8 protein-coding genes are annotated in these 14151 nt (G+C 43.7%); 6 read left to right on the top strand and 2 right to left on the bottom strand.

Going from position 1 to position 14151, the window contains the following annotated elements:
• Nucleotides 1-151: 151 nt before the first annotated feature.
• From recQ to AC3E9V_RS23370, 4 genes are all read left to right on the top strand, one after another.
• The gene (recQ, locus tag AC3E9V_RS23385; protein WP_488750593.1) at nucleotides 152-2332 is read left to right on the top strand and encodes a DNA helicase RecQ; all 2181 of its coding nucleotides are present in this window, start codon (nucleotides 152-154) and stop codon (nucleotides 2330-2332) included.
• Nucleotides 2333-2578: 246 nt separating this feature from the next.
• A complete protein-coding gene (gene purD / locus AC3E9V_RS23380) occupies nucleotides 2579-3865 on the top strand; it encodes a phosphoribosylamine--glycine ligase (protein WP_488750592.1) in 1287 nt (428 codons plus the stop codon).
• A 53-nt stretch (nucleotides 3866-3918) separates the two neighbouring features.
• Nucleotides 3919-5091 (top strand): PSP1 domain-containing protein, encoded by a 1173-nt coding sequence (locus AC3E9V_RS23375; RefSeq protein ID WP_488750591.1) that lies wholly within the window; start codon nucleotides 3919-3921, stop codon nucleotides 5089-5091.
• Nucleotides 5088-5561, top strand: coding sequence for a gliding motility lipoprotein GldH (locus tag AC3E9V_RS23370; RefSeq protein ID WP_488750590.1), 474 nt, complete (start codon nucleotides 5088-5090; stop codon nucleotides 5559-5561). Before AC3E9V_RS23375 ends, AC3E9V_RS23370 begins: the two co-directional genes overlap by 4 nt.
• Before the next feature lie 5 nt (nucleotides 5562-5566).
• Here the strand turns inward: AC3E9V_RS23370 and AC3E9V_RS23365 are convergent, their stop codons facing one another.
• Both AC3E9V_RS23365 and AC3E9V_RS23360 read right to left on the bottom strand, forming a co-directional pair.
• Nucleotides 5567-9562 (bottom strand): AAA domain-containing protein, encoded by a 3996-nt coding sequence (locus tag AC3E9V_RS23365; protein WP_488750589.1) that lies wholly within the window; start codon nucleotides 9560-9562, stop codon nucleotides 5567-5569.
• An 11-nt stretch (nucleotides 9563-9573) separates the two neighbouring features.
• Nucleotides 9574-10497, bottom strand: coding sequence for a ComEA family DNA-binding protein (locus AC3E9V_RS23360; RefSeq protein WP_488750588.1), 924 nt, complete (start codon nucleotides 10495-10497; stop codon nucleotides 9574-9576).
• Between the two features lie 120 nt (nucleotides 10498-10617).
• Here AC3E9V_RS23360 and hemA point away from each other — a divergent pair, with 120 nt between their 5' ends.
• On the top strand, nucleotides 10618-11871 hold the full coding sequence (gene hemA, locus AC3E9V_RS23355) for a glutamyl-tRNA reductase (RefSeq protein WP_488750587.1): 1254 nt from the start codon (nucleotides 10618-10620) through the stop codon (nucleotides 11869-11871).
• 35 nt (nucleotides 11872-11906) lie between these two features.
• The gene (locus AC3E9V_RS23350) at nucleotides 11907-14063 is read left to right on the top strand and encodes a WG repeat-containing protein (RefSeq protein ID WP_488750586.1); all 2157 of its coding nucleotides are present in this window, start codon (nucleotides 11907-11909) and stop codon (nucleotides 14061-14063) included.
• The last annotated feature ends 88 nt before the right edge of the window (nucleotides 14064-14151 follow it).

Below are 14151 nucleotides of genomic sequence, written 5' to 3'. Positions count from 1 at the left end.
TGAAAATTCTGGTTTATTTTCGACAAAGATATAAGGAAAGCGACAACTGGAACTCCAGGATCGCGTGGTATAAAGATTATAGGTTTTTAACAGCATGCTCTGGTAAAAATTTATTAATTTATTGAATGGATTAAGCAGAATGATTTGGTAGATGGAAACTGGCACAGACAATAAGCTAAAAGAGACCCTCAAGAGAGTATTTGGATACAATACTTTCAGGGGCACCCAGGAGGATATCATTGAGAGTGTGATGGCTGGTCGAAACACGTTTGTGATCATGCCTACAGGTGCGGGAAAATCTCTCTGTTATCAACTTCCTGCAATCGTGAAAGAGGGGACAGCCATTGTAATATCCCCGTTGATTGCGCTGATGAAAAATCAGGTGGATCAGATGAATGCAGTAGGTATCAATGCCAAATTTCTTAATTCAACCCTGACCAAAGGAGAGATCACCAGGGTAAAGAAGGAAACCTTAGCAGGAGATGTGAAGCTGCTGTATGTGGCTCCTGAGTCCCTGACAAAGGAAGAGAATGTAGAATTTCTGAAAAAGACTAATATCTCGTTTGTTGCAGTAGATGAAGCACACTGTATTTCAGAGTGGGGTCATGACTTCAGACCGGAATACCGAAGGATAAAAGCGATCATCAGTGCACTGGGAAATATTCCGATCATAGCCCTCACGGCCACAGCTACTCCTAAGGTTCAGCTGGATATCAAAAAGAACCTGGATATGGAAGAGGCTAAAGTCTTTCAGTCCTCCTTTAATCGCACAAATCTTGTTTATGAAGTAAAACCGAAGAAGCAGGCTAAAAAGCAGCTGATCAAGGTGGTCAGGGATCATAAAGGAGAGTCAGGAATTGTTTATTGCTTAAGCAGGAAGAAAGTTGAAGAAATTGCCGAGTTTTTAAAAGTAAACGGGGTAAAGGTAGCCCCTTACCATGCGGGAATGGATGGAGCGATCCGGATGAAAAACCAGGATGCGTTCCTGAACGAGGATACGGATGTGATTGTAGCTACCATCGCATTCGGAATGGGCATTGACAAACCCGATGTTCGTTTTGTGGTGCACTATGATGCTCCTAAGTCCATAGAAGGATATTACCAGGAAACCGGGCGTGCCGGCAGGGATGGTATTGAGAGTAGCTGCGTAATGTTTTACAGCTACAATGATATCCTCAAGCTGGAGAAATTCAACAAAGATAAAGCAGTAACGGAGCGTGAAAACGCACGGTTTTTACTGGAAGAGATGGCACTATATGCCGAGTCATCGGTGTGTCGCCGTAAACAACTTTTGCATTATTTTGGAGAGCAGTACCGAGAAGAGAATTGTGAAAAGTGTGACAACTGCATGCATCCACGGGAAAAATTTGACGGACAGGATTATGTCAAATGTGTCGTGGAAGCGGTGGAGCAGACCGGTGAACGATTTACCCTTGATCACCTGAGCAGTGTACTGATCGGTAAGAAGACCGATCATGTGAAAAGCTACGATCATGATAAACTTAAAGTCTTTGGAAAAGGCAAGGGACATGACGAGCACTTTTGGAAATCAGTGATACGTCAGACATTGCTCTTTGAGTTTATCCGGAAAGACATTGATAATCCGGGGGTGTTTCAGCTGAATCAAAAAGGAATTGACTTTCTCATTGATCCATTCCCCGTAGAGCTTTCAAGAGATCATGAATATGAGACTGAGGGAGAAGAGGAGGAAGTAGAAACTTCTAAGGTGAATACCACTGCCTATGACAAGGTCCTTTTTGACATGATTAAGGGGCTCCGTAAGAAAGTGGCTCACCAGAAAAATCTGCCTCCTTACGTGATTTTCCAGGATCCTTCTATGGAAGAGATGGCTACTCTATATCCCACTACCATGGATGACCTCATCAAAATAATAGGTGTAGGTGAAAGTAAAGCCCGCAAGTTTGGTAAGCCATTTCTCGAAATGATCGAGAAGTATGTGGATGAGAATGATATTCTGACAGCATCTGATGTGCTGGTAAAATCATCAGGAGCAAAGTCAAAAAATAAGATCTTCATCATTCAGCAGATCGACAAAAAAATTGACCTGGAAGATATCGCGGAGGCAAAGGACATGAAATACGAAAACCTGATCACCGAGATTGAGAATATTTGCTTCGGGGGCACCAAACTCAACCTGGATTACTACATCGATCAGTTACTGGATGATGAGCGTCAGGAGGATATCTACGATTACTTTATGAATGCCGAGTCAGATAGCATTGAAGAGGCAATGGAAGAGCTTCAGGACTTCTACAGCGAAGATGAGGTAAGGCTCATGCGAATCAAGTTTATGTCAGAATACGCGCACTAGTGTTCTGTTAATGATATAGGGTTTCAGGCATCATAGTGTAACACATTCTTTATTTCCTGCAGATCTTCGCTGATTCTCAATGCATTTTCTTCGTTTGTCTGCGTTCCGAAGCTTCGGAACCTATACCGGCATTTTATTCCTTGACATGACACTGGTTTGCCGTGTAATTATTCCCTTGATTATGGTCATTTTCACTAAAGCACCTATTTTTGGGCGACTTTACTTACATCATAGAATTTTTCACAAATGAATATATTGATCATAGGCTCAGGCGGCAGGGAGCATGCACTTGCATGGAAAATCAAACAAAGCCCGAAGTGTGATAACCTTTTCGTCGCTCCCGGTAACGGAGGAACTTCAGAAATTGCTACAAACCTTTCAATAGATGTTAAGGATTTTTCAGCTGTTAAGCGTGTCATTCAGGAGCATACCATTGATTTGCTGGTTGTAGGCCCTGAAGAACCATTGGTATTGGGGCTTGTGGATGCTCTTAAGGCAGAAGCTGACCTTAAGGACCTCCTCATCGTAGGACCTGGCAAAGCTGGAGCAACACTCGAAGGTAGCAAGCAGTTTGCCAAAGACTTCATGAAAAAGTATGGGGTGCCTACTGCAGCTGCTGAGGTTTTTACTGCGGATAATATCAAAGACGGGTATGCTTTTTTGGAAAAACTGGACCCTCCTTATGTGCTGAAGGCTGATGGACTTGCAGCAGGGAAAGGGGTGCTGATTACTGAAAGCCTGGATGAAGCCAAACAAAACCTGGACGATCTCATCTTAAATAAGAAATTCGGAGAAGCCAGTTCAAGTGTTTTAATCGAGGAGTTTTTAACCGGAATTGAGCTCTCGGTATTTGTTTTAACAGACGGGAAGGACTATGTCATCTTACCGGAAGCAAAAGACTACAAGCGAATAGGCGAGAGGGACACCGGCCCAAATACAGGCGGAATGGGAGCGGTCTCACCAGTGATTTTTGCTGATGATGCTTTCATGAAAAAGGTAGAAGAAGAAGTCGTAAAGCCAACCGTTCGCGGTATCAGGGAGGAGGCGATGGACTACTGTGGGTTTATCTTCATCGGGCTCATGAACAAAGCTGGTAATCCGATGGTGATTGAGTACAATGTGCGTATGGGCGATCCTGAGACGGAGGTGGTTATACCTCGTATCAAATCAGACCTGGTGGACCTGCTGGCAGCATCTGCCAGAGGGACACTCGCTGAAGAGACATTCGAGGTGCATCCATACACAGCCACTACCGTAATGCTGGTTTCGGAAGGTTACCCGGGCGCTTATGAAAAAGGCCGGGAGATCACCATTACCAATCCTGTTAAAAAGGTAATACCATTTCACGCAGGCACTAAACAGTCAGATGGAAAATTACTAACCAATGGAGGCCGGGTGATAGCGCTTACAGGTCTGGGCAAGAATATGTCGGAGGCTTTAAGCCAGAGCTACAAGGCGGTGGAGCAGGTAAATTGGGAGGGTAAAAACTTCCGTTCGGATATTGGTTTTGATTTGCAGGAATTGGGCCAATAATCTTTCTGACTTCCATTATATTTGGTAATTAAACCAATCGATTCGGAATCAATATGGGATGTTCATCGTGTAGTGTGGTAAATGATGTAGAAGGGACACCCGGCTGCAACAATAATGGCGGATGCAGCTCGGGAGGATGTAATAAATTGAATGTCTTTGACTGGTTGTCTAACATGGAGGCTCCGGTTGTAAGTGATTTTGACATTGTAGAAGTCCGCTTCAAAAACGGAGGCAAAGATTTTTTCAGAAACAGTAAAGACCTGAACCTTACCACAGGGGATGCGGTAGTGGTGGATGTGCCCAACGGTCACCATATAGGTCACGTTTCGTTGCAGGGCGAGCTGGTAAGACTCCAGATGAGAAAAAAGGGGGTTGTGGATAGTGATGATATAAAAAGCATTTACCGTATTGCCTCTCAGAAAGATCTTGATAAATATCGGGACGTGAAGAAGCGGGAGATGCCGACCTTATACAGAACCCGGCAGATCATTGAGGACCTGCAGCTGGAGATGAAGCTCACAGATGTGGAGTTTCAGGCAGATAACACCAAAGCTACATTTTATTACTCGGCAGACGATCGGGTAGATTTTCGTGAACTGATCAAGGTACTGGCAGGTGAATTCAGGATCCGTGTAGAGATGCGCCAGATCAGCCTGAGGCAGGAAGCCGGCAGGTTAGGAGGAATAGGCTCTTGTGGCCGGGAACTTTGCTGTTCTACCTGGCTCAGCGATTTCAAGAGTGTAAGTACTCAGGCGGCCCGCTATCAAAACCTTTCACTGAACCCCAGCAAGCTGAGCGGGCAGTGCGGACGACTGAAGTGCTGCCTCAATTATGAGCTGGACACTTACATGGTGGCGCTCAGGGATATTCCCGAGGTAGAACAGCCCCTTTTAACTGAGAAAGGTAAGGCTAAGCTGCAGAAGACAGATATTTTCAGAAGGATCATGTGGTTTGGATACGACGAAGAAAACAGCTGGTATCCGCTGGAAGTGGAGCGTGTCAATGAGATACTGGAGTTGAATAAACAAGGTAAAAAGCCAGTTTCTCTGGCTGAGGATGTTTTAGAGGATTTTGCCAGTGACTCATCACTGAATAGTGATCTGGTTGCTATGGATCGAAAATTCACAAATGGCAAAGGCAAAAAGAAAAAGAAGAAGAAACGTAAAAACAGAAAGTTTAATAAGAATCGAAACCAGAATCACCCAAACAACAAAAAAGATCAATGATCAAGCGTCTTGTCTGGCTCATTATAGCCGTTTCTACTTTTGCCTGTGATACCAACAGGGTCTTTGAGAAAAATACAGACCTGGATGAAAGTATTTGGGTGGAGGATCAGGTAATTTCTTTTGATTTTCAAATAGCTGATACGCAAATTCCTTATGACATCTATGCCAATATAAGGAATGCGAGCGCTTATCCGTACCACAATCTATATTATCAGTACACCCTAAAGGATTCTACAGGTAAGGTCCTGGTCGAAAACCTTCAAAACATCAACTTATTTGATCCAAAAACGGGTGAGCCATACGGTAGCGGACTGGGAGATCTTTTTGACCATCAGCAGCTGATCCTGAATGATTATCAGTTTACGGCTTCCGGGCAATACACTTTGGCATTTGAACAGTACATGAGAAGAGATACATTGCCGCTTATCGTTTCGGTGGGAGCTCGTGTAGAGTGGGCTCAAAATGAATAAAGATCCTATTCTGCTACTCTTTCGATAAACTTTGTCAGCTTTTCTTCTGCCTGCTTTCTGTTTATCCAATATTCCCTGCTGTAAAACTGGATAAAGGGCCAGTTCTTCTCTATAAAATGGTTTTGACGATAGCAATGGGCTTCTTTTGGCGAAGAGGTGTCATAAAAGAGCTCATCGTCTGTCAGGATCAGTCCTTTATAGGCTTTGGTGCTAAGCACTGTAAGGTCTGAAAAAGGCAGTTCCTTTTTGATGTAAATCTTACCGTCTTCACGTTGTAGCTTGTTTCGCAGATACCACGTTGGCGACCGGCTTTTGTCTTCCTGACTGTTAGGAGTCCACTCACCATTGTTTACATCCCAGGCATACTGAAGGTAAGATTGCAGGAGTTTTGGTCCCGGGTTTATGGTATTATCCGCATTTAACTGGTGTGGGGACAGGCTGGTCACCATGTAGATCTCCTCACGGGCTCTGGTGATAGCGACATTCAGACGATTTTCTCCACCAGCGACATTCAGGCTTCCAAACCTTAGCTGCATTCGTCCGGCCTCATCGGGGGCATACGCAGTACTGAAAATAATAATGTCTTTTTCATCTCCCTGTACATTTTCGATATTCTTCACAAAAAAGGATTTCGGGAGTTTAATCCTTCTTTCCTGCTGGTAAATGTCTATCAGGTCCAGGATGTAACCCTGTTGTCTCACATTAAAGGTGACTACCCCTACACTTTTTCCTTTTTTATCTCTTGTAACCTTGTTGATGAGCCTGATCACCTCTTCTGCCTCTACTTCGTTTATATTGTTTTTCCACACACCGTTTGTTTTGAAGTAGCGGATAGCCGGCTCTCTTTTTTGGGCAATGTGAAAATCAGGGAGCAGCTTCAGACGGCCGTTATAGAAATTCAGATTTGAAAACTCGATCAGCTCTAAAGACTTGCTACGGTAGTGGCCCCGCAGGCTTACCTCTTTCAGGTATTTTTTGGCTAAAGACAGGAGGGAATCTATTTCCAGCTCCGGGAGGTCCTGATCATCCTCGTCCTCCCACCTTACCCGATATAAGTCATTGGGCTGCAACTGCTTGTCGTCACCAGCGATTACCACCTGTTTCCCACGGTACATGGCCGGGATCCCACGCTCTGCAAAGCACTGAGAGGCCTCGTCAAAAATGACCAGATCAAAGTTTTCCTCCATGGGGAATATGGCGGACGCTGATTCCGGAGAGGCCATCCAGCATGGAAGCAATGAAAAAACTTCCTCATAGAAACTTGAAATAACCCTGCGGATAGGCCATACTTTGCGTTTTTTGGTGACCTGATGATAGAGGTCCTTGTAGGTCACCAGGTTGTTTAATCGATTATATTCCAGGTTTTCATAAGTCCTTTCGCGGGATTTTAAGAGCAGGATCTCCTGGCTGATGCTCATCTTATCATCTATGGCTTGCTGAAGCTCTTTCGTGAGGTGGTCCAGCTTAAAAGAAGAGATGGATTTAAGGATTGGGAACTTTGTTTCTATATGATCAATCCATGCGAGGGCCAGACTGTTGTCAAAGAGATTTAATATATCTACTTTGTTTTTCCCTTTCTCCAGGAGTTCGCCAATGATTTTTTCCTCATCATTGGTGAAATTATCTTTTAGCTTATCGTATTCTACCAGGGAGTCAAAGTCTTCGTTGAGTAGTGCCCTGGCCTTCTGGATGGGGACCTTTCCCAGGAGGAGTCCCCTGATCTGGGTTTCAGAAATATACCTGGACCAGAGCTGTAGCTGTACAGGGATCTGATCCAGAAATTGCATGAACTTCTCTATACGGTCGATAAAATCTGTTCGGTTGTGTTCTTTTGGCCCCAGCACCTGGGTGAGGGTTCGGATCTTTCGGGTGAGTTGTACGCACTTCAGCGCCAGTTTTTGATAAAAAAACCAATTTTGAATGTCAATTTTTCTGAAATTGGTCGGGAATCCGGTCAACCACCCGGTATTTTGGATGCGCGATACAATGTGCTCATAGTTAAGCCGGTTGTCGATTCGCTCCAGCAGCACTTCAAACCCCTGTTTATTGCTTTTTAGTTCATTTGCTACAAGTACCCTGGTTATGAAGATTTTGTCTTCTGAAAACATCTTCCATCTGATCCAGCTAAACAAGCCTTTCCTGGCTTTTATTGCATGCTCCAGGGCTTCCTGAAACCTCCCGAGTTCTTTTGATTTTAATGAGATTTCAGGCCCTGATCCCTTGAAGCACTGAAGCATCGTACGTTCCAGGTTAGATAGCCAGAGCGGATCTTCGTTGGGCTCATGGTTGAGCATATGCTTGTAGTAATGATAGACCTGCTCGTTGTCCAGGTTGGTTTTTAGCTGCTCAAGTTCATCACGGTATGAGACGAAGTGCAGGCACGACTCAAAGTCAAGTTCAATGCCGGAAAATGCCCTGGATTCAGCCTTTAGCTTTTGATGGTGTTCGGGGATTTCATCCAGAATTTCCTTTAAGTGGATAAACTCCTGGGTACCGAATGAGCTGAATGAAGGCCCTCCGGACCAAAAGTGGGGACTTGTTTCAAACTTATTATAATAGTCCAAAAACCTTGAAATCTTAGTAACAAACTCCGGTGCATAGTGGTAATGAAAGCTGCGATACTCCTGGTTAAGAGTAATAGAGGGTGCATCGGGATTAGAACTCAGGTAAAGTTCTTTGATCGATTTGCCACATTCTGATTCATCAAAAAGCGCATCTTTAAATTCGCTTAGCTCCTCAGTCAACTGGTCAATTTTACGACTGGCCTGCAAAAATGAACGCTCCAGGTAAATGGCATCCAGGCTGTTGTTTTTTTGCTTATACTCATCCAGGCTATCGATCTGGCGCGCTATCTGGTCAAAAATGTCTTTACGGTCATTTTTAAAATCATGAACCAGCCCAATGAAATCGTGGAGCTGCTGAGACTGGAGTCGTTTATAAACCACATCCAGGGCAGCCCTTTTTTGACAAACGAGCAAGACATTTTTGCCTCGTGCAATAAAGTCACTGATAAGGTTACAGATCAACTGCGACTTGCCGGTGCCCGGAGGTCCCTGCACGACAAGGGAGTTGCCCTTTTTGACCAGTTTAAGGGCATGCTCCTGAGATGCGTCTATCTCAAAAGGTGTGAAGGTGGTTTCTTCTTTTACCTGATCTGAAAAACGCACTGCCTGAGTCTCTTCCGGGTTTTCTTTGACACGGTGCGAAAAAAACTGAGCAATGTCATTAACTTGCTCATTTTCCATCAGGCGGACATAGTCAGGCACCAGATAAGATCCGGCCTGGGGAAATATGCCCAGCAAAGCCTCCGGGTAGATCTTGAGGTTGCCATCTTTTTCGGAAGCTTCAAATTCGCTTTTCTTGTAGTTTTTAAAAGAGTGAAGCTTATCGATAAAGTTTTCCTGGTTGAAATTAATTTCAATCTGACTGTTTTTTAGTAATTCGTAAAGCTGAGTGCGGTAGACCGTGCTGTCGGTGTCAAAGTCCCCAAGGACATATTCAATGAGCTCTTCATCCAGGGATACTTTGTTGTAATAAGCGTATGCAAGTAAAAAAGTCTTGTTCAGGGTAATGTTTACCCCTTTTCGCTGCTGCAGGTACCACGCATTATTTTTCCTTTCAAGTGATACCGGGTAGAAGATCAGCGGGCACCTTACAAGTGTACCATTGTTAAGTTTGCCCCGGATAAATGGCCAGCCAACATAAAGATCTTTGGCGCCGCGTTCTTCAAAAATAAACTGCTCGATGCGAAAGATTTTTCTCAACTTCTGGCTTAATGAATTGGATTGGTCATCTCTTGGGTCTACTTCGTCGCAGAGTTTTATTCGGTCTTTCCCGGCAATTAGCTGGCTGATGATGTCAAAGCTTGGTTTGTTGGTAATAAAATCCAGGTCATTGATATCGAGAAACTGGTCGGAGATAAGACGTAGGAGTAAAAGTGACCGGTTATTTCCGGATAGGTTAGTAAGTCTGCGTAAATACGATTGAAGTATTTTCTCCATGTTTGACTCTTTCAGGGGTCAATTGAAAGATAAGGATATATTTTTTGATAAATACTGTCAGAAATGATCTTTATCCTTTTGACCTGATCTACAGATTTATAGGGGCCATGTTGCTTCTTGAAATTAACAATGACTTTGGCCAGATCATAGTCTATATACGGATGATGATATAAATGTGAAGCCGAATCGGTATTTAAATAGATCATTTCCTGAGCGGACTTTATGAATGACCGGTCCAGGATGGTTTTTACAACTGAAGAATCAAGTCCGTATACCTCGTAAAGCTGATCTGGTGAATAAAAACCTCCCAGCTTTTCCCGAAACGCAACAATACGTCTGGAAAGCACAGGCCCTATCCCGTAAATTTGACGAAAGGTTAATGTATCTGCTGTATTCAGGTCAAATTTTCTAGTTGCTTTTTTTGATCGCTGTTCTCCAGGCTTTGGTTTCGAAACCTCCACTTTCTCTTCTTCGGGAAGATCAATATGTGCTGACAGTTCCTGGAGCCTCTCTTTATCTATACCATAGATCTTATCCAAATCCGATTTTATACGGAACGAACCTCCGGATTTGCGATAAGAGATAATATTGGATGCTGTCTTTTTCGAAAATCCGAGAGAAGTGAGCGCTTCATAAGACGCTGTGTTAGGGTCAAACAGGAAAGACTCAGGAACCTGGTGTTTTTCTTCTTCAGCCACCTCTCTTTTGGGAGGTTTTTCCGGTTCCGGAAGGACTGCCTGCAGCTCTTTGGCCCAGCTTTCCAGTTTTTGTGATTCCTCCCTGAAACTTTCTTTTCCGGAATGGGTTTTCAGGAAGTAGATTTTAGGAACAATGACAATGACTAAAATCAGTAAAATAAGGACCAGCGTACCATTGGCTTCTGTTTTGGAAAAACCAAGTGTGTTTATTATTTTCTGTCTTAATTTGTTGATCATACACCGCTATTCATAACGAATATAAATAATTTTTTATGATATATGTCATATTCCTAATAAGTTAAGGTTTTGTATTTTTGCCGGTACTTTGGTAATACAATAGGCGGATTTTAGATGGCGATGAATAACTTCAAAGCAATAGGGATCTCTTACAAGAACACTCCTCTGAATATTCGGGAGGCGGTAGCTTTTGATGAGTCAACCAGCAAACAGTTCCTTTTGAAACTGAAGGAATTGTTGGGTATTGATGAAGCTATGGTTCTTTCTACCTGTAACCGTACAGAGATTTACTATTTTTCCGATCAGGATCATGGACAGGAGATTGCGTCGCTTGTAGATATTTTTCATGGTTTGAGTGAGGAGCCCTCGGCTGGTTACTTTATTTCTTTGAATGAAAGAGCCGCTGTAGAGCACCTGTTTCGTGTGGCTCTGGGTCTGGACTCCATGATCCTTGGAGACATCCAAATTACTAATCAGGTAAAAAAGGCCTATCAATGGACAGCAGATGAGTCTATGGCAGGACCATTTTTGCACCGCCTTATGCATACCATTTTCTTCACGAACAAGCGAGTGGTTCAGGAAACTCCTTTCAGAGACGGCACAGCCTCACTGGCTTCTTCGGCCGTGGATATTGCAGAGCAATACATTCAGCATTTTAAGTCTCCTAAGATAGCCGTTATTGGGTTAGGTGACATTGGAGCCAATGTGGCCGAAAACTTCAAAGGAATAGATGCTGAAGTGACACTAGTGAACCGAACGTTTGAAAAAGCAGAAAAGCATGCTGCCACATTTGGCTTTAACGCAAGGCCTTTTGAAGACCTGGAATCTATAGTAAATGAGTCACATGTGGTCATCAGCACTGTTTTGGTAAATGAGCCGCTCATTACATCAAGTACCATCAGTTCAGCCACTCCAAAATTATTGATAGACCTGTCCGTCCCCCGAAGTATTTCTGACGAGGTTCATGAAAAACCTGGCATCCTTCTGTATAACGTAGACCAGCTTCAGCAGAAAGCTTCTGAGGCTTTGGAGCGGAGGAAGGCTACGATTCCGCGGGTAGAAGGTATCATAGAAGAGAGCATAGTGGAATTTAACGACTGGTCTCAGGAAATGGAAGTTTCCCCTACGATCAAGAAATTTAAGGATGCCCTTGAGGACATTCGTAAGCAGGAGCTGGCAAGATATGTAGGAAAGCTTGATGATAAAGAGCTGAAGATATTGGAGAAAGCTTCGAAAAATATGATCCAGAAGGTTATCAAATTGCCTGTTCTCCAACTGAAGGCTGCGTGCAAGAGAGGAGAGGCTGATTCTCTGGTGGGGGTTCTTAATGATCTTTTTAACCTGGAGAAAGAAGAAACAAAAGCATCCAAATAAGCAGATCGTTACCAGCCTTTCCTATATTTGGCTTTATGCATAAGCGGGCGGTATTTTCCTTACTCTTATTTATTCTACTCAACATTACCCGGGCAGAGGGCCTTCAGATCATTACTTCTGGCGGTTATCAGGGTATTGCTGATAGTAAAGGCGTGGTAGTTATTCCCCCGGTTTATGAGATGCTGGGGTGGTCTGATGGAGGTCAGGTGATCACTCACGAGGCTATTGGCTACAGGGAAGACGGGAAATGGGGACTGATCAGTATCAGGGATAAGAAAATAACCGATGCAAAGTATACCATTCTGCGGCCCTTTGGAGCGTATTTTGAAGCTGGAATTACCGGTCGCTTTTCAAACCTGATATTCAGAGGCCTCATCGATGCGAAAGCCAGGGTACAGCTTGCCTTCAGGTATTTTTCTATAGAGCCTTTTTCTGCGGACAGGTTATTGGTTTCAGAGTACAAAGATGGAAAAATAGCCTACGGACTTTTTTCATATAACAATGAGCAAGTCATTGATGTGGAGTACGAGTCAATCAAAATGGTGGGTGACTTTGTGGTGGCACAAAATGCTATTCGAAAAGCCAGGATCTACACACCTGATGGTGAGCTGGTAATAAGCCAGTGGGTAGATGACTTTAAGAAATGGGAGAATGAGTACCTTCTTGCCAATGAAGGAAAATACGGTCTGCTTTCTGCTACCGGTGAACTGATCCATCCGATCAGGTATAAAAAAATCCTGAACCGGGAACATGTGATCCATTTTCCGGAGTGGGAAGTGCGGGCTATCGGGCAGCCTTCAGGATACAAAGTTTCTTGTGATTCTATTGTTTACCATCCTGAGGATGAGATTCTCATTGCTCATGTCAATGATGTGACCCATATATTGGGAGCAAGCTCTGAGCTTTTCCGGAACCAACAACATACTTTGCGATATGCCGGGAATGGCTTTCTCGTTACCCGGAACATGGCTCTGGGTACATGGGGAATTTATAAAACCAATGGAACGGAAGTAGCTGCTGGCTTTGATTCAGTAGCTGTAGATAGCGCTTATTTCTTCACCAAAACATCAAAGGGTTGGGATATTTATAATCTGTTTGGCAGGAAGATCAATAATCGGTCATTTCAGGAAGTTAAACACTCTCAGAGCGGGGTGATCCCGGTAAAGAAAAATGAATATTGGGGGTGGATAGACTTCCAGGGGTCCACACAGCTTGACTTTAAGTATGATCAAATAAAAGACCTGGGCCGTGAAAATCACTTTGCAGCTAATTACCTCCAAAAATGGGGAGTAAGTAGTTTGCATGGCTCCTGGTTTATTTTACCTGAGTATGATGAGATAATCAACACCTCAAGCTTTTACATTGCCAAAAAGGGAATGGCTTCTCACATTTATACGCCTTACGGGGATTTAGTGGCAAAGCTGCCCTATGTGGTTGAAGATAAGGGCTTCCTGAGGCTTGAGCAGGATGGTAAATTTGGTCTTGTGACAAGCGAAGGGGTGATTATACATCCACAGTATGATCGGGTAGATCAGGTGTCCGGATTTTACGAGCTGGTATCTGAGGAAGGTTTAAAGCTTATCGATGCGGCCGGCAGGGAAATTGTAAAACCAGAAGATAACATTGCAGATGTGGTGAGTTACTCGGAAGGGTATTTTCTAATCAAAAAGGATGGGAAGTACGGCTTTGTGGATGAAAACGGGAAACTACGTGTAGCCAACAGATATGATGAAGCGCTCCCTTATGAAGAAGGTCTGGCTCCTGTGAGCCTACTGGGCAGGTGGGGCTTTATCGACAAATATGAGATCCTTATCATACAGCCATATTACAAGTATTCATCCACTTTTGAAAATGGACTGGCTGTAGTGCAAATTGGAGAGCATTTTGGATTAATTGATAAAGACGGACAGGAGGTTTTAGAGCCTGTCTGGAAGGAGGTCGAACGGCTGGCTACCGGAAATTACCTCATTACCGACTGGGACGGAAAAAAAGGACTGGCCAGCGAAGACGGACAGTTTATAGCCAGGGCAAATTATGATGATATTGAAGATACTGCCCAGAACCTGGTCATTGCCGGCAGAGGAGGTAAAAAGGGGGTGCTCGATTATCAGGGATTTACAAAAGTCCCGTTAGTGTACGATGAGGTGAAAATTCAGGGGGAATATTTATTGCTTTTAAAGGAAAGGAACTAGTGTTAAGCAGAATTAAACTGCCTTTAAAATGTGTCGCAAATAGTTGATTTCCAGTCCGTTGTTTCTATTTACCGTGACAAAAATTTCC

The organism is Marinoscillum sp. HNIBRBA16962, from assembly GCF_057801515.1.
This window is presented reverse-complemented; position numbering and strand designations above follow the sequence as displayed.